The sequence below is a fragment of the Sorangium sp. So ce185 genome (assembly GCF_051526825.1).
GTDB classification, from domain to species: domain Bacteria; phylum Myxococcota_A; class Polyangia; order Polyangiales; family Polyangiaceae; genus Sorangium; species Sorangium cellulosum_D.
The window spans coordinates 13,641,856-13,659,832 of sequence record NZ_CP150316.1 but is presented as its reverse complement, the minus strand read 5'-3'; the positions used below and the strand labels follow the sequence as shown (position 1 = coordinate 13,659,832).

The 17,977-nt window shown below is 71.4% G+C and carries 17 protein-coding genes; 15 read left to right on the top strand and 2 right to left on the bottom strand.

Annotated features, from left to right (window positions below; all coding sequences use genetic code 11):
* Positions 1–119: 119 nt before the first annotated feature.
* The gene (locus WMF26_RS50535) at positions 120–731 is read right to left on the bottom strand and encodes a hypothetical protein (protein WP_437998532.1); all 612 of its coding nucleotides are present in this window, start codon (positions 729–731) and stop codon (positions 120–122) included.
* Between the two features lie 37 nt (positions 732–768).
* Entirely contained in the window at positions 769–3,159 is a 2,391-nt protein-coding gene (locus WMF26_RS50530; RefSeq protein ID WP_437998531.1) for a DUF2169 family type VI secretion system accessory protein, read from the bottom strand.
* A 148-nt stretch (positions 3,160–3,307) separates the two neighbouring features.
* Here WMF26_RS50530 and WMF26_RS50525 point away from each other — a divergent pair, with 148 nt between their 5' ends.
* The 15 genes from WMF26_RS50525 (at position 3,308) to WMF26_RS50455 (ending at position 17,950) form a co-directional block, all read left to right on the top strand.
* Positions 3,308–3,688, top strand: a complete 381-nt coding sequence (locus WMF26_RS50525; protein WP_061625805.1) for a (2Fe-2S) ferredoxin domain-containing protein — start codon at positions 3,308–3,310, stop codon at positions 3,686–3,688.
* The gene (locus WMF26_RS50520) at positions 3,688–4,131 is read left to right on the top strand and encodes a hypothetical protein (RefSeq protein ID WP_061625806.1); all 444 of its coding nucleotides are present in this window, start codon (positions 3,688–3,690) and stop codon (positions 4,129–4,131) included. The genes WMF26_RS50525 and WMF26_RS50520 overlap by 1 nt, the downstream gene beginning before the upstream one ends.
* 2 nt (positions 4,132–4,133) lie before the next feature.
* Positions 4,134–4,691, top strand: coding sequence for an isochorismatase family protein (locus WMF26_RS50515; protein WP_437335104.1), 558 nt, complete (start codon positions 4,134–4,136; stop codon positions 4,689–4,691).
* A gap of 127 nt (positions 4,692–4,818) precedes the next feature.
* Positions 4,819–6,231 (top strand): sigma-54-dependent transcriptional regulator, encoded by a 1,413-nt coding sequence (locus WMF26_RS50510; protein ID WP_129580924.1) that lies wholly within the window; start codon positions 4,819–4,821, stop codon positions 6,229–6,231.
* Between the two features lie 208 nt (positions 6,232–6,439).
* Positions 6,440–7,414 (top strand): type II secretion system protein GspC, encoded by a 975-nt coding sequence (gspC, locus tag WMF26_RS50505; RefSeq protein ID WP_437953183.1) that lies wholly within the window; start codon positions 6,440–6,442, stop codon positions 7,412–7,414.
* 42 nt (positions 7,415–7,456) lie between these two features.
* Positions 7,457–7,756: a hypothetical protein gene (locus WMF26_RS50500; RefSeq protein ID WP_148314647.1), complete on the top strand. Its 300-nt coding sequence runs from the start codon at positions 7,457–7,459 to the stop codon at positions 7,754–7,756.
* 53 nt (positions 7,757–7,809) lie between these two features.
* On the top strand, positions 7,810–10,449 hold the full coding sequence (gspD, locus tag WMF26_RS50495) for a type II secretion system secretin GspD (RefSeq protein WP_437998530.1): 2,640 nt from the start codon (positions 7,810–7,812) through the stop codon (positions 10,447–10,449).
* The gene (gene gspE, locus WMF26_RS50490) at positions 10,446–12,224 is read left to right on the top strand and encodes a type II secretion system ATPase GspE (protein WP_061622494.1); all 1,779 of its coding nucleotides are present in this window, start codon (positions 10,446–10,448) and stop codon (positions 12,222–12,224) included. Before gspD ends, gspE begins: the two co-directional genes overlap by 4 nt.
* 8 nt (positions 12,225–12,232) lie before the next feature.
* Positions 12,233–13,459, top strand: coding sequence for a type II secretion system inner membrane protein GspF (gene gspF, locus WMF26_RS50485; RefSeq protein ID WP_437953180.1), 1,227 nt, complete (start codon positions 12,233–12,235; stop codon positions 13,457–13,459).
* Between the two features lie 8 nt (positions 13,460–13,467).
* Positions 13,468–13,881, top strand: a complete 414-nt coding sequence (locus WMF26_RS50480; protein WP_061622493.1) for a type II secretion system protein GspG — start codon at positions 13,468–13,470, stop codon at positions 13,879–13,881.
* Between the two features lie 5 nt (positions 13,882–13,886).
* Entirely contained in the window at positions 13,887–14,333 is a 447-nt protein-coding gene (locus WMF26_RS50475; RefSeq protein WP_437335100.1) for a prepilin-type N-terminal cleavage/methylation domain-containing protein, read from the top strand.
* A gap of 22 nt (positions 14,334–14,355) precedes the next feature.
* Positions 14,356–15,057 (top strand): pilus assembly FimT family protein, encoded by a 702-nt coding sequence (locus WMF26_RS50470; RefSeq protein ID WP_437335099.1) that lies wholly within the window; start codon positions 14,356–14,358, stop codon positions 15,055–15,057.
* Positions 15,057–15,734 carry a type IV pilus modification PilV family protein gene (locus WMF26_RS50465; protein ID WP_437953178.1) on the top strand — a complete coding sequence of 226 codons (678 nt, stop codon included), beginning with the start codon at positions 15,057–15,059 and terminating at the stop codon, positions 15,732–15,734. The genes WMF26_RS50470 and WMF26_RS50465 overlap by 1 nt, the downstream gene beginning before the upstream one ends.
* Positions 15,731–16,450: a type II secretion system protein GspJ gene (locus WMF26_RS50460; protein ID WP_437335097.1), complete on the top strand. Its 720-nt coding sequence runs from the start codon at positions 15,731–15,733 to the stop codon at positions 16,448–16,450. Before WMF26_RS50465 ends, WMF26_RS50460 begins: the two co-directional genes overlap by 4 nt.
* A gap of 3 nt (positions 16,451–16,453) precedes the next feature.
* Entirely contained in the window at positions 16,454–17,950 is a 1,497-nt protein-coding gene (locus tag WMF26_RS50455) for a general secretion pathway protein GspK (protein WP_437998529.1), read from the top strand.
* Positions 17,951–17,977 lie beyond the last annotated feature (27 nt).

Here is a 17,977-nt window from a genome sequence, read left to right as displayed (position 1 = left end):
TCGTTCAGCCGGCGAGGACCTCCCTCACCCTGTGCCAGGCTCACCGGTCGGGGTCGAAGGGTATGCGATCCGCCGCCGCCATCGGAACAAGAAAACGGGCGTGCTCGACGGCCGCACGCTCAGCTCCTGGGCAGCCGCAAGAGCTCCGCGGCCGCCGTCCTGAAGATGCGTTCGCAGGCCCCCCACGCGAGCTCCAGCCGCGCGCGGACAGCCTGGACAGCCGCCTCCACCCTCGTCCGCTCGCGCGCGTTTCCCTGGACCTGCTCGAGCAACCTCTGGAGCGCGCCAGGGTCCTCCGCCGCGCGTGTCATATGGAAGAACGCCCTCCGGACGCGCGTGATGTCGGGCGTGAGGTCGCCCTCGTTGAGATAGGATCGCGTGCGCGCGATCTTCGTGAACAGGCGGACCACGGCGCCCTGGAACTCCTGCGCGTACATCGAGTAGGCGTCGTTGTTGGCGTCTCCGCCGAGATAGGTCGCCGTCTGGAGCGATTCTCTCAGATCCCTCAGGGCCGCATCCTCGAGGAACGCCGTCAGGAGGCTCGAAGTCAGCGGCATGCGCTTGCGCATCCAGTCGTCCCGCGCCGCTCTGCTGTGGATGAGGGGGCCGAGCGGAGCCGAGCCAGCCGAGCCGCTGGCGAGCTTCTCGCGCGCATAGGCGGTGAACCCGGCCTCGAACGCGCCGTTCATCTTGGCGACGATGTTGTTGAAGACGTGATCCCCCTTCGACATGCCGGCCTCCCCATCGCTACGGCTGCGCGCCCGCCCGTCACGCGCGCGGCGCCGCCATCAACCTCCCGAGCGCCGTCACCCTCAGGGCCGCCGGGTGCGTCTCGTACTGATCCTCCTGCAGCTCGAGCGTCGCGATCAGCCTCGCCCTGAACCGCGCCTGCATCGGCAGCCGCTTCGCCAGATCCTCGGGCAGGTACGCCGGCACGTGCTTCGACGAGCCGCCCACCTGCAGCAGCGCGCGCAGGTGCACCGCCCCGAACACCGCGCGCCGCTGGTAGCATCGCCGCTCGAGGAGCACCCGCTCCGCCTGCTCCCCGAGGTACCCCTGCGGCACCGAGCGCTTCACCCGCGCGAAGGCGTCCTCGATCCGCTGGGTGAGCCCCTCGGCCACCGCCGGCGGGCAGAGCAGGTGCGGCATGCTCAGGAAGCCCTTCGCCTCCTCGACCGCGGCGCTCAGCGCCTCGTCCCCGGCCGCGAACGTGGCCGCCGTCGTCATCGTCGCCTTCAGCCGCTCGAGCTCGTCGAACGGGAAGTGCAGCTCGCCGGCGAGCAAGGCCAGCGGCGGCACGAACTTCCCGTCCTCGCGGACCGCCCGCTCGAGCGCCCTGCTCAGCTCCGCCTCGTCCGCCGCCTCCCCGCGCGCGAGCACCTCGAAGACCTCGCGCCGATCCTCGACCGCCATCGGATCCCTGGCGATCGCCGGATCGTCGACCTCCGCGTCGAGCGGCCTCCCCTCGAGCTCGCGGAGGATCCGCTGAAACGCGGGCTTTCGCCGCATCCGCGGCACCTCGTCGGGGTCGTACCAGATGAACTGCAACGCCGGGGCGCCCTCGGGGCGCGGCGTCGCCGCAGGCGCCGGGCGCGCGGCGGGCGCTGGCTCGGCCCGGACGACCTCGGGGGTCGCCACGTGGGCGGCGAGCTGCCCCACCGTCATGGGCGGCGGCTGACCCGCGCGCGGCTCGACCGACCACGGGTTGCTCTCGCGCGCCGGAGGGATCGCCTCCATCGGCGCTGGCGCCACGACCCTCGGCGGCGGAGGCGGCGGCGACGGAGCGAAGAAGGCGTCCGGATCGTCGCTGCCCGTGCGCGTCCGGAGGGAGGGAGGCGGCGGCGCGGGCTGAGCCCCCGCCCCCCAGGACGGCGACGACTGGCCGAGCGACGGCGCGGAGCCCGGCGGCGCGGGCACGGCAGGCGGCGCCGCGCCGCCCCACCCGGACGAGGACTGCGCCAGCGGCCGCGGCGCGCTCTGCGCTGGAGGGCCGCCCGCGAAGCCGGATGCCTGACCCGACGGCGCGAACGGGAGCGCCATGTCCGCCGGGGGGACCACCCCCGGAGCCATCGTCCCCATGAAGCTCTCGTCCTCGGACGACGGCGGCGGCGGAACCGCCGTCTCCGCGACGTCGAGCCCCCGCGGCTGCGACGCCATCGGTGCGCGCCCCACCGCTCCACCGGGCCAGCCGGCCCCGGCCTGCGCGAGCTCGACAAGCACCCTCCCCCGCTCCTGCGGGTGCTCGATCGGGACCTGCGCGCGCCACGTCAGCGCGCACACCGATCGATCCGCGTCGATCCACAGCGTATCGCAGCGCAAGGTGAGCGGCTGCGCCGCGCCGCTCGCGCGCTCGAGCACCGCGCGCGGCCGGACGCCGGGCAGGCTCGCGACGAGGCGCGGGTGCTCCGGGTGGAGGTTCTCGAGCGCGATCTGCGCGTCGTCGCGCAGCTCCTTGATCTGCTGATCTTGCGGCGCGTGATTGAAGCACGAGAAGTCGATGTCTTCCGGGAGCGGCTGCTTGTACCAGTCCCTCAGCAGCCCCGGCGCCCCCTTGCGGCCCATCTTCTCGCGCCTCGACGGCCACGCCGGCGAAAGCGGTCCGAAGCCGATCGGCGCAATGAAATCAGACCGGGATGTGACGTTCACCCCGGGCGGCTGGAGGTTCGGGAGCATGAGCCGCCCTTGCGCGTCGTGCGTCCCAGGGCGCAACCCGACAGGGTTGAACGTGTCCGGCCCGCCCGCCGCGCGCTCGTAAACCAACGGCATCCGAGAGAATCGTTGTCCTTCTTGGAGCGTGCCGTCCTGGCCAAAGGCCCGATCGCAGAACACCGCGATCGACTTGTCCACCTCGCCCACGCTGAGCCGGGCGATCAGCGAGCGCACGGGCTCCCCCCTCGGCGCGAACGCGTGCCCGACCAGCGCGACGTCTGCCCAGGGCTTCACGGGGACGAGATCGCAGGCGGCGCGGAGGCTCCGGCGGGCGTCGTTGTGCCAGTGCTGGTCGTCCTCGTGCGGCGGCTCCTGCTCTCTCGCGAGCGCCGCCTCGCCTGGTCGCAGCACGAACGTCGCTTTGCAGACGACGGTCAGCATCCAGGTCGCGGGGCGTGGCTGCCAGACGACCGAAGCGACCGGCAGCGGGCAGCTGGAGACGACATCCATGGCGGCGTTCGCCATCCTACACCCCGGCGAGGTCACCTCGTGCAACGGGCTCGCGGCCGAGCTCGCGAACGCCCCTCCCCCTCCCCGCCCCGCGCGCCCCTCCGCCCCCAGCTTGACCCGGAGCCCGCCACGCACGAGGATCCGCCCCGTGCCCCAGCGAAAGCGCTACCTCTTCGTCTGCGTCAACCGCCGCCCGGACGGAGTCCCCAAGGGCTCCTGCGCCCAGCGCGGCGCCGAGGGGATCCACGCGCAGCTCAAGGCGGCCCTCGCCGAGCGCGGCCTCGCCAAGACCGAGGCGCGCGCCTGCACCGCGAGCTGCATCGACGTCTGCTGGGCCGGCCCCGTCATCGCCGTCGAGCCGGACGGCTACTTCTACGGGCGCGTGACCCCCGCGGACGTCCCCGAGATCGTCGACGCCCTCGCCGAGGGCCGCCGCGTCGAGCGGCTCGTGCTCCCGCCCGAGGACTTCACCGAGGCCACGGCCGGCCCGCCGCTGCCGGCGCCGCCCCGCCGCCCGCCGGAGGCGTGATGCGCGGCTTCGAGTTCTGCGAGACCATGGCCGGGAGCTTCCACCTGGTCGAGTCCCCCGCCGACGAGCGGCCCATGTCGTTCACCATCCGCGCGCGCTCGCGCGGCCTCCTCGCCTTCCTGCGCAAGCCCGAGGTCGAGATCGAGGGCGAGATCGACGCCGAGGGGTTCGCCGATCACCGCTACCTCTCCGGGCGCCTCGGCCTCGACCTCGCGCGCACCGGCACCCTCCCCTACTCCTTCGAGTTCACCGCGAACGACGGCCGCCGCTGCGCGTTCGCCGGCCGCAAGACCGTGCGCCCGAGCGATCTGCTGGCGTCGATGACCGTCCTGCCCGGCGTGCTCGTCGGCGAGGGCGGCGCCGTGATCGGCGAGGCGCTCCTCCGCTTCGACCTGCGGAGCGACCTGCTCCGGTTCCTCAAGAGCTTCCGGACCGCGAGGTAGCCATGCGAAGGCTCGAGCCCAGCGCGAGCGCGGTCATCGTCGTCGACGTCCAGGAGAAGCTCGCGGCCGCGATGCCGGCGCCCCAGATGGCCGCGCTGACCCGCGCGGCCACCCTGCTGATCGAGGCGGCGCGGCGGCTCGGCGCGCACGTCCTCGCGACCGAGCAGTACCCCGCGGGGCTCGGGCGCACCGTCGCGCCCCTCGCAGAGAAGCTCGCCCAGGCGGGCGCGCCGGTCATCCCCAAGATGGAGTTCTCCGCCTGCGACGCGCTCGAGTTCGAGCGCGCCTTCGGCGAGCGCGCGCCCCGCACCGCCATCGTCGTCGGCATGGAGGCGCACGTCTGCGTCTTCCAGACCGTCCGCGAGCTCGCCGCGCGCGGCGTCGCGGTCCACGTGCCGCTCGACGGCGTCGCCTCGCGCCGCGACGACCACCGGCTCGCCGGCCTCGACCTCTGCCGCGCCGCAGGCGCCACCATCACCACCGCCGAGACCGTCGTCTTCGACTGGCTCAAGGTCGCCGGGACGGACGACTTCAAGCACCTGTCGAAGCTCATCCGCTGAGATCGCCGCGATCTCCGCGGGCCGCGCGGCGCCCCGGTCGCCGTGTCAGTTTGTCAGCCGCCGGCTCGGACTTTGTCAGACCCGTGCTCTTCTGGACATGCCGCTGACGTTCGTGACACAGTGGCGCATGGCTGACGATCTGGCACAAGTCGGAGCCCCCCCGAGCGCGCCGCCGCCCGCCGGCGCCGCGCCGCCGCCCGGCGCGCCGACGGTCCTCGTGGTCGACGACGAGCCGTCGAACGTCGCCTCGATCGAGAAGATCTTCCAGCGCGACGGCATGCGCGTCATCACGGCGGACAGCGCGAAGGCGGCGCTCGAGATCGTGCGCAGCCGCCGCGTCGAGGTGGTGCTCACCGACCTCATGATGCCGGGGGTCAGCGGGCTCGAGCTGCTCCGCGCGCTCAAGCAGCTCGCGCCCGACACCGAGGTCGTGATGATGACCGCGTACGGGACCGTCGAGACCGCGGTCCAGGCCATGCGCGAGGGCGCCTACGACTTCGTGGAGAAGCCGCTCAAGCGGATGACGATCATCAAGAGCGTCCGCAAGGCCGCCGAGCGCCAGTCGCTCGTCGCCGAGAACCGGTCGCTGCGGCAGGAGATCAAGCTGCTCACGAAGCGCGAGATCGTCGGCTCGAGCCCGACGCTCCGCCGCGTGCTCGACATCGCGACCCAGGCGGCGCCCTCGAGCGCCACGGTGCTCGTGCTCGGCGAGAGCGGCACCGGCAAGGAGCTGCTCGCGCGCTTCATCCACGAGCGCAGCGCGCGCTCGCGCGGGCCGTTCGTCGCGGTCAACTGCGCGGCCATCCCGGAGACCATCCTCGAGGCCGAGCTGTTCGGCCACGAGCGCGGGGCGTTCACCGGCGCCCTCGCGAAGCGCGACGGCCGCTTCGCCAAGGCGGCCGGCGGCACGCTGTTCCTCGACGAGATCGGCGAGCTCTCGCCGGCCGTGCAGGTGAAGCTCCTCCGCGTGCTGCAGGAGGGCGAGTACGAGCCCGTCGGCGGCGACACGGTCCGCGCCGACGTGCGCCTCGTCGCGGCCACCAACAAGGACCTCCGCGCCGAGGTCGCCGCGGGGCGCTTCCGCGAGGACCTGTTCTACCGGCTCAACGTGATCGCGATCACCGCGCCCCCGCTCCGGACCCGGCGCGAGGACATCCCGCTCCTCGTCGACCACTTCCTCGGCGTGTACTGCACGAAGAACAACCGCCCCCGCCTGGAGGCGCCGCGCGACGTGCTGGCGCGCCTGACCGACTACACCTGGCCGGGCAACGTCCGCGAGCTCGAGAACGTGATCGAGCGCGCCGTGGTGCTCTGCCGCGGCGACCAGCTCTCGGTCGACGACCTGCCCGACTTCATCCGCGAGGCCGCCCCCGCCGAGCCGAGCTCGCTCACGTTCTCGGTCGGCACCCCCCTCGACGAGGTCGAGCGCAGGCTCATCCGCGAGACGCTCCGCCACGCGCGCGGGGACAAATCCGTGGCCGCGCAGCTGCTCGGCATCTCGACCCGCACGATCTACCGAAAGCTCGGCGAGCTGGAGTGATCGCGCGCGCGCCGTCCGGCGGACACGGCGCGCCCCGGCGCGCCGGCACCCCCGGCGAAAATCCAGTTGTCACTTTGGCAAAGGAGGCCGCCCCGCGCGCCTCGGGTGCGTCACCTTGGCGGGGCAGCTTCCGTATTTCCGAGAAAAGGCGGGGGAACGGCCAGCGATTGACCCCTGGCACGGAACTCGCTTAGAGGAGCACGGGCGCATGGGCATCGACGCGATCCTGAAGCGGTATTTCCCCTGGGTGCTGGGCGCGCTGATCGCGCTCGCCGCCTATTTCCAGGCGTCGGGCATGGGTCAGCTCGTGGCCTCGAGCGTCGCGATCGACGCGCCGCCGGCGCCGGTGGCCGCGCCGCCGCGCCCCGCGTCGTTCGGGTCGACCGCGAGCACGGACCACGCGACGCACGCCGGGCCGATCCTCTCGCGCAACCCGTTCGACTCGGTGACGGGGCCGCTCGACGGCAAGCCGGTCGAGATCCCGAGCGTGCAGCAGGAGATGAGCAACAAGGATCCGTACGAGGATCCGTCGTGCGACGGCGCCCGCGTGCTGCTCATCACGCAGGCCGACGATCCCGCGTGGTCGTTCGCGGCGATGGCCGGCTCGGACGGCAAGGCGATCTTGCGGCGGCAGGGGGATGAGATCAGCGGGCAGACCGTTTACTACGTGGGGTGGGACCGGGTCTGGCTGACGTCCGGCAGTTCGCGGTGCCAGGCCATCGTGGGCGGCAGCAAGGCCGTCGCGCGCGCCGCCGCGGCGCCGACGCCCGTGACGCCCGCGCCGACGAGCACGTCGAAGTCGACCGCCCGCGGCGGCAAGAAGGTGCCGCCCGAGATCGCCTCGAAGATCCAGCGGGTGAGCGAGACGGAGTTCAACGTGGAGCGCAGCGCCGTCGACCAGATCCTCGAGAACCAGGGCGAGCTGATGCGCTCCGCGCGCATCGTCCCCGAGAAGGAGGGCGACAAGGTGGTCGGCATCCGTCTCTTCGGGATTCGACCGGACTCGCTGCTCGGGACGCTCGGCCTGGAGAACGGAGACCGGCTGTCCAGCATCAACGGGTTTGAGATGAGCGATCCGCAGAAGGCCCTCGAGGCCTATGCGCGGCTCCGGACGGCGGACCGGCTCACGGTGAGCATCAACCGCAAGGGCAAGCCGATGAACATCGACTTCAACATCAAGTGAGCGCTGCGGACTGAATTCAAGGGATGAAAGCAGGGTAGTGGCATGGCGCGATGGATAGGTAGACTGGACGAGGGGAGCCTGCTGCGGCGAACGCTGATGTACGTCGGCACGTTCGTCCTCGGCTCACTCACGTTCGTCGGGGTCATGAGCCTGCTCCTCGTGTCGGTCGCCAAGACCGTCCTGCCGCCCCACGGCGCCGAAGGCGCCGCGGACGCGGCGGACGAGGCCGAAGGCGAGGCCACCACCGGGGCGAGCAAGACCGCCCTGGGCAGGACATCCCGCTCGAAGCGGCCGCGGCCCCCCTCGCCGGCCGAGCGCGAGAGCGCGCCGAGCGCCGACTGAGCGGCGCCGCCTCCCCCACCCCAAAACCAACGCAGAGAATATCGAGTCGACTGATGGTGATGACGACCCTCGAGCGATCCTGCTGCCTCCGGAGGAGGCTCCTCGCCGCGCCGGTGGCGGCGCTCGTGTTCGCCGCGGCGGCCCCGCCGGCCGCAGCGCAGCCCGCGAACCGCAACGCCCCCGTGCTGCGGACCCCCGGCCAGGGCGCGCCGGCGCCCGGTCGCCCCGGGATCCCCTCGGGGACGCCGGCCGCCGGGGGCGCAGCCGCGCCGGGCGCGGGCGCGCCCGGGGCAGGCGCGCCGGGGGCGCCCGGGGCAGGCGCGCCGGGAGCGCCGGGCGCAGCGCCGGGCGACACCGGCGACGACCCGCTCGCCGCGGTCAAGCAGGGGGTCCAGGAGATCGAGTTCAAGCCGAAGCCCGGCGGCTACAAGGTCAGCTTCAACCTCGACGAGGCCGACCTGCCCGAGCTGGTGAAGGCGATCAGCAACATCACCGGGCGGCGGTTCATCTACGGCGGCAAGCTCCGGCAGATCAAGGCCACGGTGTACGCGCCGGAGAAGGTGACGGTCGCCGAGGCGTACAGCGCGTTCCTGTCGATCCTCGCGTCGAACGACCTCACCGTCATCCCCCACGGCCGCTTCCTCAAGATCGTGGAGACGCCCGGCGCGGTGTCGGAGACGACCCCCGTGTTCGGGACGGCCGCGCCCGTGCCCGCGGAGGACCGGTTCGTCACCCGCATGTACCGGCTGTCCCATATCGACGCCAACGAGGCGGGCGGCGTCCTGACCAAGTTCAAGTCGAAGGACGGCGACGTCACCGTCTACCCGCCCGGCAACCTGCTCATCATCACGGACACGGGCACGAACATCCAGCGCATGCTCCGGATCGTCGAGGAGATCGACGTCGGCGGCGCCGGCGATCAGCTGTGGGTGCAGCCGGTTCACTACGGCTCCGCCGCGGAGGTCGCGACGAAGCTGAACGAGATCGTCGACCCCAGGGCCGGCGGCGGCGGGGGCAGGCCCGGCAGGGGCGGCGCCCCCGGCGCCGGCGGCACCGGCGCGCGCATCATCGCGGACGACAGGACCAACTCGCTCATCATCACCGCCAGCGAGCCGGACTACCTGCGCGTCCTCGGCATCCTGAAGCGCCTCGACGTGCCGCAGACGGGCGAGGGGCAGGTCCACGTGCTCTCGCTCCAGCACGCCGGCTGCAAGGAGCTGTCCGCGACGCTGAACCAGGTCCTCGGCGGGAGCGCCGGCGGCGGCGGCGGCGCGGCCGTGGGCGGCAGGGGCGCGGCGCGCAACGCCCCCCCGGTGCCCGGCTCGACCGACGACATCTTCGAGGGCCAGGTCAAGGTCACCTGCGACGAGGCGAGCAACAAGCTCCTCATCACCTCGTCGCCCCACGATTACGCCCAGCTGCGCACCGTGATCGACCAGCTCGACGAGCCCCGGCGGCAGGTGTTCATCGAGGCCGTGATCATGGACGTGGACGTCAAGCGCTCGCTCAATTTCGGCATCGGCTACCACGCCGGCGCGCCGTTCGACGCCGCCAACGGCCAGGGCATCATCTACGGCGGCAACAACGTCGTGCCCTCGGTCGGCGGCCTGCCGACCGAGCTCGGCGCGCTCGCGCTGGGCGTCCGCGGCGCCGAGATCCCGGGCTCGAGCAACATCTTCGGGACGGGCCTGTCGATCCCCGCCTTCGGCATCGTCCTCCACGCGCTGGCGCAGGACGGCGACTCCAACATCCTCGCGACGCCGCACATCCTCGCGACCGACAACGTGGCGGCCGAGATCTCGATCGGCCAGAACATCCCGCTCCAGACCAACGTGGGCGGCGGCGGGCTCAACCAGCTCGCGAGCCTGGCGGGCGGCGCGGCGGGGGCCGCGGGCGCGCTCGGCGGCCTCGGGGGCCTCGGCGGCCTGCTCGGCGGCCTCGGCGGCCAGGCCGCGCGCCAGGACGTCGGCACGAAGATCAAGGTCATCCCCCACGTCAACGACTCGGACCAGGTGCGGCTGGAGCTCACGGAGGAGATCTCGGACGCCGGCGCGCCGCTCGGGGCGCTCGGCGCGATCCCCATCAACAAGCGCACCGCGAGCACGACCCTCGTGGTCCGGGATCAGCAGACCGTGGTGATCGGCGGCCTCGTGCGCGACTCGATGCAGACCCGGGAGACCAAGATCCCGGTGCTCGGCGACATCCCGGTGCTCGGGTTCCTGTTCCGGCAGCGGGTCAAGGAGGTGGCGAAGACGAACCTCCTGCTCGTCCTGACGCCGTACGTCATCCGCGACCAGGAGGACCTCCGGGCGATCTTCGAGCGCAAGATGCAGGAGCGGCAGGAGTTCATCGACCGCTACTTCGTCTTCAGCGACAGCGCCGCCTGGGAGCCGCCGCGCGACTTCAGCCGGGCGAACGGGCTCGTCGAGGACATCCGGCAGTCGATCCTGACCGAGGAGGAGCGGGCGCGCCTCGAGGAGGAGGCGCGGCCGAGGAGGCCGCAGGATCACACGCCGGTCGAGCCGGTCGGGCTGCCGACGTTCGGCGGCAAGGCCGGCGCGGCCGCAGGGCCGATGGCCCCTGGTATGGTCGAGATGGACGGCGACATGCCCCCGCCGCAGAACGGAGCGCCGCCGCCGCCGCGCCCCGTGCGACGCCCGCCCGGCGGACGGCAGATGGAGCGCGTCGAATGAGCATGCAGCAGCAGCAGTACCTCGGCGAGATCCTGGTCCGGCGGGGCGTCGTCTCCGCGGAGCGGCTCGTGCCGCTCTTCGACACGGTCCGCGAGCGCGGTCAGCCGCTCGCGGACCTGCTCGTCTCGTCCAACATCGCCGACGAGGCGAGCATCGCGAGGGCGCTCGCGGAGGAGTGCGAGGTCGGCCTCCTCCCGCGCATCGACATCGACGCGGTGCCGCTCGAGCTCGCGAGCCGGGTGCCGATCACGTACGCCAAGCAGCACAAGATCCTGCCGCTCTCCGAGCACGACGGGGTCGTCTACTGCGCGGTCGCCGACCCCCTCGACACGACCGCGATCGACGACGTGCGGGCGCTGTTCGGCAAGCCGGTCGAGATCGCGGTCGCCACGAGCGACGCGGTGCTGAACGCGATCAACCGCATCTGGGAGCGCAAGGAGGACGGCGGCACGAAGCTCGAGGGCGACCAGGCGCTCGAGGAGGACAACCTCGTCGACATCATCGACTCGGACGACGACGCCCCGATCATCGCCTGGGTCAACGGCCTCTTCGCGCAGGCGGTCCGCGAGCGGGCGAGCGACATCCACATCGAGCCCGAGGAGCGCGACGTCGTCGTCCGCTACCGGATCGACGGCGAGCTCTACGTCGCGAAGCGCGCCTCGAAGCAGTTCATGGCGCCGATCATCGCCCGCGTGAAGATCATGGCGTCGCTCAACATCGCCGAGAAGCGGCTCCCCCAGGACGGCCGCATCACCCTGAAGATCGCGGGAAAGAGCGTCGACATCCGCGTCTCGACGGTGCCGACGAGCCGCGGCTTCGAGCGGATCGTGATGCGCATCCTGCACAAGGCGTCGGTCCTGCTCGGGCTCGACGACCTCGGCTTCGCGCCGCGCGAGTACGCCCTCATGGACGGGCTGATCCAGCGGCCGGACGGCATCATCCTCGTCACCGGCCCGACCGGCAGCGGCAAGACGACGACGCTCTACGCCTGCCTCAACCGGATCAACGAGCCGAGCCGGAACATCCTCACCGCCGAGGACCCGGTCGAGTACGAGATCGGCGGCATCCATCAGATCCACGTCCACCCCGGGATCGGGCTCACCTTCGCCTCGGCGCTCCGCGCCTTCCTCCGCCAGGATCCGGACGTCATCATGGTCGGCGAGATCCGCGACAAGGAGACGGCCGAGATCGCCATCCACGCGTCGCTGACCGGCCACCTCGTGCTCTCGACCATCCACACGAACGACGCGGCCGGCGCCGTGACGCGCCTCGTCGAGATGGAGATCGAGCCGTTCCTCGTGCGGAGCAGCGTGATCGGCATCCTCGCCCAGCGCCTCGTGCGCCTGCTCTGCTCGGCGTGCAAGGTCCCCTACCGCCCGTCGGACTACGAGCTCCAGCAGCTCGGCCTCGACCAGGACCGGCTCGCCTGGAAGGCGCGGCGGAAGCTGTCGAACCGCTACAGCGTGCACGGGCAGAAATACGACTACATCGGGCAGGACATCGACCGGGCCGTGTTCTACAAACCGGGCGGCTGCGACGCCTGCAACCAGAAGGGCTTCGTCGGCCGGCGGGGCATCTACGAGCTGATGGTCATCGACGACGCGGTGGGCCCGCTCATCCTGAAGAGCGCGGACGCGCAGACCATCAAGCGGGTCGCCATCTCGCAGGGGATGGATACGCTCCGCGACGACGGGGCACGAAAGGTGCTCCTGGGCATCACCACCGTCGAGGAGGTCCTCGCGGCGACGCAGGAAGACGTCATCGTCGACGAGTAGGGAAGGCCGTGGCGGTATTCGAATACAAAGGCATCCTCGTCGGCACCGGCAAGCCGGTCAAAGGGGTCCGCGACGCGGAGAACGCGAAGGCCCTGCGGGCCGCCCTGCGCAAGGACGGCATCATGCTCACCGGCGCGACCGAGGAGCAGGCCGCGAAGGCGAAGGCGAAGCGGGATCTCAAGCTCTTCGCGTTCGCGGGCCGCCCCTCGACGTCCGAGGTCGCCATGATGACCCGCCAGCTCGCGACGCTCATCGGCGCCGGCATCCCGCTGTTCGAGTCGCTCAACGCGCTCATCGAGCAGGTCGAGAAGGAGTCGCTGAAGCGGACCCTCACGCAGGTGCGCGAGCAGGTGCGCGAGGGCACGAGCTTCGCGAAGGCGCTGGAGGGGCACCCCACGGTCTTCCCGCCGCTCTACGTCAGCATGGTGCGCGCCGGCGAGGCGTCCGGCACGCTCGAGGGCGTGCTGCTCCGCCTGACCGTCTTCATGGAAAACCAGGCGAAGCTCGTGGGCAAGGTGACCGCGGCCCTCGCCTACCCGGCGCTCATGGCGATCATCGGCATCGGGCTCATCTCGGTCCTCATGATCGCGGTCGTGCCGAACGTGAAGGACATCTTCTCGTCGATGGACCAGACGCTGCCCTGGTACACCTCGGCGCTCATCGGCACCTCGGAGTTCGCCGCGAGCTACTGGTGGCTCGTGATCGTCATGCTGGTCGGCGCGGTGTACGGGTTCCGCCGCTGGCTGCGCACGCCGAAGGGGCGCCTCCGCTGGGACACGTTCGTGCTGGGCGCGCCGATCTTCGGCAAGCTCATCCAGATGCTCTCCATCGCGCGCTTCGCGCGGACCCTCGCGACCCTGCTCTCGTCGGGCGTCGCGCTCCTCAGCGCCATGGACATCGTGCGCAGCGTGCTCGGCAACGCCGCCCTGGAGAAGGTCATCGCCGACGCGATCGGGTCGATCCGCGAGGGCCAGAGCATCGCCGATCCGCTGAAGCGCAGCGGCCGGTTCCCGCCCATCGTCATCCACATGATCGCCATCGGCGAGCGGAGCGGGCAGCTCGAGGCGATGCTCGAGAACGTCGCCAACGCGTACGACTCCGAGGTCGAGACCCGCGTCCAGGTGCTCACGAGCCTGCTCGAGCCGCTCATGATCGTCATCATGGGCGGCACGGTCGCGTTCATCGCGATATCCATCCTCATGCCGCTCATGCAGATGTCGAACTTCGTCGGGTAGGGGGCTCCATGGGGCGCAGGAGGCAGCGAGAGAGCACGATCTTCTTCCCGTGGGAGCGCGGCGGCGGGCTCTTCCGCAGGAGCGGCATGGCGCGCGTGCGGCCGTTTGCGGCCGGCCTCGGGATGGCGGTCCTGCTCCTGCTGCTCGGCGCGCGCGAGCGGCGGCTCGTGGGAATTCGATCGACGCGCGCCACGTTGTCCGTCGTCCACGGGGCCATCACGCTGTACCGCGCCGACCACGAGCGGCGGTGCCCGGCTTCGCTGGAAGAGCTGAAGCGCGAGGGATACCTCGCGATCGATCCGGTCGACGCCTGGGGGAGGCCGCTCCGGCTCACCTGCCCTGGCAGGAGGGACCCGGAGGGATACGATCTGATGAGCGACGGTCCGGACGGCGAAATCGGCGGGCTTGACAGGGTGGAGTGAGGGACATGGAGACGAACAGGGCGAACAGGGCGAAGACGATTCGAAGGTTGGGCCGGGGACTCTCGCGGGGCGTGACCCTGGTCGAGGTCCTGATCGTGGTGACGATCATGGCGATCATCGCCGGCGGCGCCACGCTCGTGCTGTGGCCGAAGCTCGAGGCCGCGAAGGTCAGGAGCGCCTACACCGGCGCGTCGGTCATCAAGACCGCGGCGGATCAGTACCAGAACCTCGGCGGGGGCGGCGAGGGCTGCCCGACCCTGCAAGCGCTGGTGAGCGCGAAGCAGATCGACGCCAACAAGACGGACGACCCCTGGGGCCAGCCGTACCGGATCAAGTGCGAGGAGAGCGAGATCCGCGTCTACTCGCTCGGCAAGGACAAGAAAGAAGGCTCCCCGGACGACATCCGGGACAACATGAGGCAGTCCGAGATCAACAAGATCGCGGAGATGTGACGCCGACGCGGAGGGAGCGCCCATGACACGCCGCCTGCGCACGAGGGGAGTCACGCTGGTCGAGGTGCTGATCGCCGTCACGGTGATCGCGCTCATCAGCGGCTCGGTGGTCCTCGGCATGGGCGCGGTCACGAGCGCCCGGCTGAAGCGGAGCGCGGCGCTGCTCGCGGGCGCCGTGCGGGTCGCCTACGCCCACGCCAACGCGAAGTCGAAGCCGATGCGGCTCGTCTTCGACTTCGAGGAGCGGATGATCGTGCTCGAGGAGTCCACGGGCGAGCTCGTCGTCGAGAGGAACGACCGGACCGGCGGCGCCGCCGCGGCGACCGAGGCCGAGAAGGCGGCGGTGGCGGAGGCCGAGGCGATCCTGAAGGGGCCGCGCGCGCCGCGCCCGTCGTTCCAGCCGGCGAAGGCGTTCGGCTTCGACCCGTCGAGCGAGAAGCCCGGCAAGGAGCTCTCGAGCGGCGTCCGCTTCCTCCAGGTGGAGACCGGGCACCAGGACGAGGCCGCGACCGAGGGGCGCGCCTACCTCTACTTCTGGCCCGGCGGCCAGACCGAGCGGGCGGCCATCCAGCTCTCGCTCGGCGGCGAGGAGACCGAGGACTCCGTGATGACGGTGCTCGTCTCGCCGCTCACCGGCAAGACCGAGATCCGGCGGGGCAAGGTGAGCATGCCGCGGCCGCGCGACGACGCCGAGGAGTCGGAGCGCGAGGACACGGGGTTCTGATGCGCGCCCGCGGCTTCACCCTGCTCGAGATCATGGTGGCGGTGGCCATCCTCGGCCTCGGGCTCACCGCGATCCTCTCCGCCCAGGCCGGCGCCTTCTCGGCGGCGGCGCACGCGCGGAACATCAGCCTCGCGAACGGGCTCGCGCGCTGCAAGATGACCGAGATCGAGGAGCGGCTCGCCCGGGACGGCCTGCCGATGCTCGACGAGGCCGACAACGGGCCGTGCTGCGAGGGCGACGAGTCGACCTCCATCAAGTGCTCCTGGCGCATCGAGAAGCCGGAGATGCCCGAGCCCAAGTACGGCGATCTCGATCTCGACACGAACCTCGAGGGGCTCGGCCAGCTCACCAAGCCGGCCGAGTCGAGCGGCTCCGCCGCCCCGAGCGGCAGCCTCGACGACCTCGCGCAGTCGCTGGTCGGCGCGCCCGGCGGCGCGGGGGGCGGCGAGCCCGCCGGCGGGATCGCTGGGCTCCTGCAGCCGTTCATCGACATGCTCGCGCCGACGCTCCAGCCGATCTTCGAGGCGAGCGCGCGGCGGGTGACGGTCCGGCTGACGTGGCAGCAAGGGGCGCAGGAGCACGCGCTCGAGCTCGTGCAGTGGGTCACGGTGCCGCAGATGGGCCAGCCCGAGGACACCGGCGCGGGCGGCGGCACGGGCCAGGGAGGCGGGCAATGACCGCGACGGCGCGGACGGCGAGCTCGCTCCGCAGGCGCCGCCGGCGCGCGGGCGGGGTGACGCTCCTCGAGGTCCTCGTCTCGGTCGCCATCCTGGCGATCATCGGGACGCTCATCTACGGCGCGTTCGACGGCATGAGCCGGTCGCGCGCGGGCATCTCGCGCATCAGCGACCGCTACCACCAGGGCCGCGGGGCGATCGCCCGCATCTCGCGCGAGCTCCAGGCGGCCTTTCTGTCCCGGCACCAGCCGGCCGACAAGAACATCGCGGTACGGCTCACGGCGTTCACCGGAGAGGACTCGTCGCCCGCGGATCGCGTCGACTTCACCGCGTTCGCGCACCGGAGGCTGCTCAGGAACGCGCACGAGTCGGACCAGTGCGAGATCGGCTATTTCGGCTCGCGCGACCCGGAGCGCGACAAGCTCGATCTCGTGCGCCGAGAGGCGAAGTTCATCGATCTCGAGCCGACGAGGGGCGGCGTCGTCAACGTGCTCGCCGAGGACATCGAGAGCTTCAATGTCCGTTACCTCGACCCCGTCACCGGGGAGTGGGTCGACTCGTGGGACTCGACGCAACCGGCGGCGCAGTTCGAGCGGCTCCCGTCGCAGGTGTGGGTGACGCTGGTCCTGAACGGCGGGCCGGGCGGGGAGCCCATCAAGTTCGAGACGAAGGTGCCCATCGCCATGCAGGTCCCCATCGCCTTCGGGGCCAACTGAGCCATGAGCCACCCGGAGAGCCCCCACGCCGAGGAGCGCGCCGCCCCCACCCCGCCGGGCGGGCGCGCGCGCCGCCGCCTCCGGAGGCGGCGCGACCGGCGGGGCGTGGCGCTGGTCATGGTGCTCGGCGCGATCACGGTGCTCACCGTGTTCCTGACCGAGCTCCAGGAGGAGACCTCCACCGAGCTCTCGGCGGCGCTCGCCGATCGCGACGCGCTCCGGGCCGAGTACTACGCGCGGAGCGCCGTGAACCTGTCGCGGATGCTCATCGCCTCCGAGCCGAGCGTCAGCCAGACGATCGGGCCGATGCTCGCGATCATCGGCCTCAAGGGGAATTTCCAGGTGCCGGTCTGGAAGTTCACCGACATGTTCCTCGGCCCGTTCAACGCGCAGCTCACCGAGCCGGGCGCGGCGCCGCCCGACGAGGCCGCGGCCAGCGCGGCGGCGGGCAAGAACCTCGGGCTCACTGGCGGCGGCCGCTTCGAGCTCAAGATCGTCGACGAGGACTCGAAGATCAACATCAACCGCGCCGCCGACGACGTGGGCGGCATCGCGGATCAGATCGCCGTGGGGGCGCAGCTCATCAGCCTGATGAGCCCCCCGCAGTACAACGCGCTCTTCGAGGAGCGCGACGGCGACGGCCAGTTCTCGGATCGCGCGACCATCTGCAGCGCGCTCGTCGACTGGGCCGACCCCGGCGACCAGACGTTCGTCTGCGACACGTCGACGAACGCCCCGAGCTCCACCGGCGCCGAGGACAGCTTCTACCAGACGGTTGGCCTCCCCTACGTGCGCAAGAACGCCCCCTTCGACTCGTTCGAGGAGCTGCGGCTGATCCGGGGCATGGGCGACGACTTCTGGGCGACGTTCGTCGATCCGGATCCGAACAACCCGGACAAGCGGGTGCTGACCGTCTGGGGCAACCGGAAGCAGAAGGTGAACGCGACGTCGGCGAACGCGCAGATGCTCCTCACGCTCACCTGCAGCGCCGACTTCGTGGACGTCGCGGCGACGCCGCTCTGCACCGACGTGAACCAGCAGACGGCGTTCCTGACCGTGGCGTCGCTCGTGCAGAGCATGACCGGGGGCATCCTCTTCCCCACCCCCAAGGATTTCGTCGACGCCATGACCCAGAAGGCCGGCAATACGCTCGGGGCGATGCTCGGCCAGCAGCTCAAGGCGATGGGCGTCGAGGCGGTGAAGTTCAAGCCGAACGCCACGAAGGCCCTCGGCAACAGGAGCAACTTCCTGAGCATCTATGCCGACGGCGTCGTCCCGGGGAACAAGCGTGAGACGCGCGTGCGCATCCACGCGGTGGTCGATCTCACCGGGGCGACGAAGATCACCGATACCGATCCGAACAAGGATCCCGCTGGCGGTGGGGGCAACCCCGACCCGCGGAACGGCGGCTCGACCGGCGCCCCCCCGACGCCGGAATCGTACGAACAACAGGTACGGTCGAACCCCGCCGGGACGATCATCTACTATCGCATCGAATAGGACACCCCTCCGGGAAGAAGCGCGGAA

What these genes read in the sequence shown, in the direction of transcription:
- WMF26_RS50510 (WP_129580924.1), top strand. Translation starts at nt 4,819, where the DNA reads ATGGCTGACGATCTGGCACAAGTCGGAGCCCCCCCGAGCGCGCCGCCG.
- WMF26_RS50475 (WP_437335100.1), top strand. Translation starts at nt 13,887, where the DNA reads ATGGAGACGAACAGGGCGAACAGGGCGAAGACGATTCGAAGGTTGGGC.
- WMF26_RS50470 (WP_437335099.1), top strand. Translation starts at nt 14,356, where the DNA reads ATGACACGCCGCCTGCGCACGAGGGGAGTCACGCTGGTCGAGGTGCTG.
- WMF26_RS50535 (WP_437998532.1), bottom strand. Translation starts at nt 731, where the DNA reads ATGTCGAAGGGGGATCACGTCTTCAACAACATCGTCGCCAAGATGAAC.
- WMF26_RS50500 (WP_148314647.1), top strand. Translation starts at nt 7,457, where the DNA reads ATGGCGCGATGGATAGGTAGACTGGACGAGGGGAGCCTGCTGCGGCGA.
- WMF26_RS50465 (WP_437953178.1), top strand. Translation starts at nt 15,057, where the DNA reads ATGCGCGCCCGCGGCTTCACCCTGCTCGAGATCATGGTGGCGGTGGCC.
- gspD (WP_437998530.1), top strand. Translation starts at nt 7,810, where the DNA reads ATGGTGATGACGACCCTCGAGCGATCCTGCTGCCTCCGGAGGAGGCTC.
- WMF26_RS50515 (WP_437335104.1), top strand. Translation starts at nt 4,134, where the DNA reads ATGCGAAGGCTCGAGCCCAGCGCGAGCGCGGTCATCGTCGTCGACGTC.
- gspE (WP_061622494.1), top strand. Translation starts at nt 10,446, where the DNA reads ATGAGCATGCAGCAGCAGCAGTACCTCGGCGAGATCCTGGTCCGGCGG.
- gspC (WP_437953183.1), top strand. Translation starts at nt 6,440, where the DNA reads ATGGGCATCGACGCGATCCTGAAGCGGTATTTCCCCTGGGTGCTGGGC.
- WMF26_RS50530 (WP_437998531.1), bottom strand. Translation starts at nt 3,159, where the DNA reads ATGGATGTCGTCTCCAGCTGCCCGCTGCCGGTCGCTTCGGTCGTCTGG.
- WMF26_RS50455 (WP_437998529.1), top strand. Translation starts at nt 16,454, where the DNA reads ATGAGCCACCCGGAGAGCCCCCACGCCGAGGAGCGCGCCGCCCCCACC.
- WMF26_RS50480 (WP_061622493.1), top strand. Translation starts at nt 13,468, where the DNA reads ATGGGGCGCAGGAGGCAGCGAGAGAGCACGATCTTCTTCCCGTGGGAG.
- WMF26_RS50460 (WP_437335097.1), top strand. Translation starts at nt 15,731, where the DNA reads ATGACCGCGACGGCGCGGACGGCGAGCTCGCTCCGCAGGCGCCGCCGG.
- WMF26_RS50520 (WP_061625806.1), top strand. Translation starts at nt 3,688, where the DNA reads ATGCGCGGCTTCGAGTTCTGCGAGACCATGGCCGGGAGCTTCCACCTG.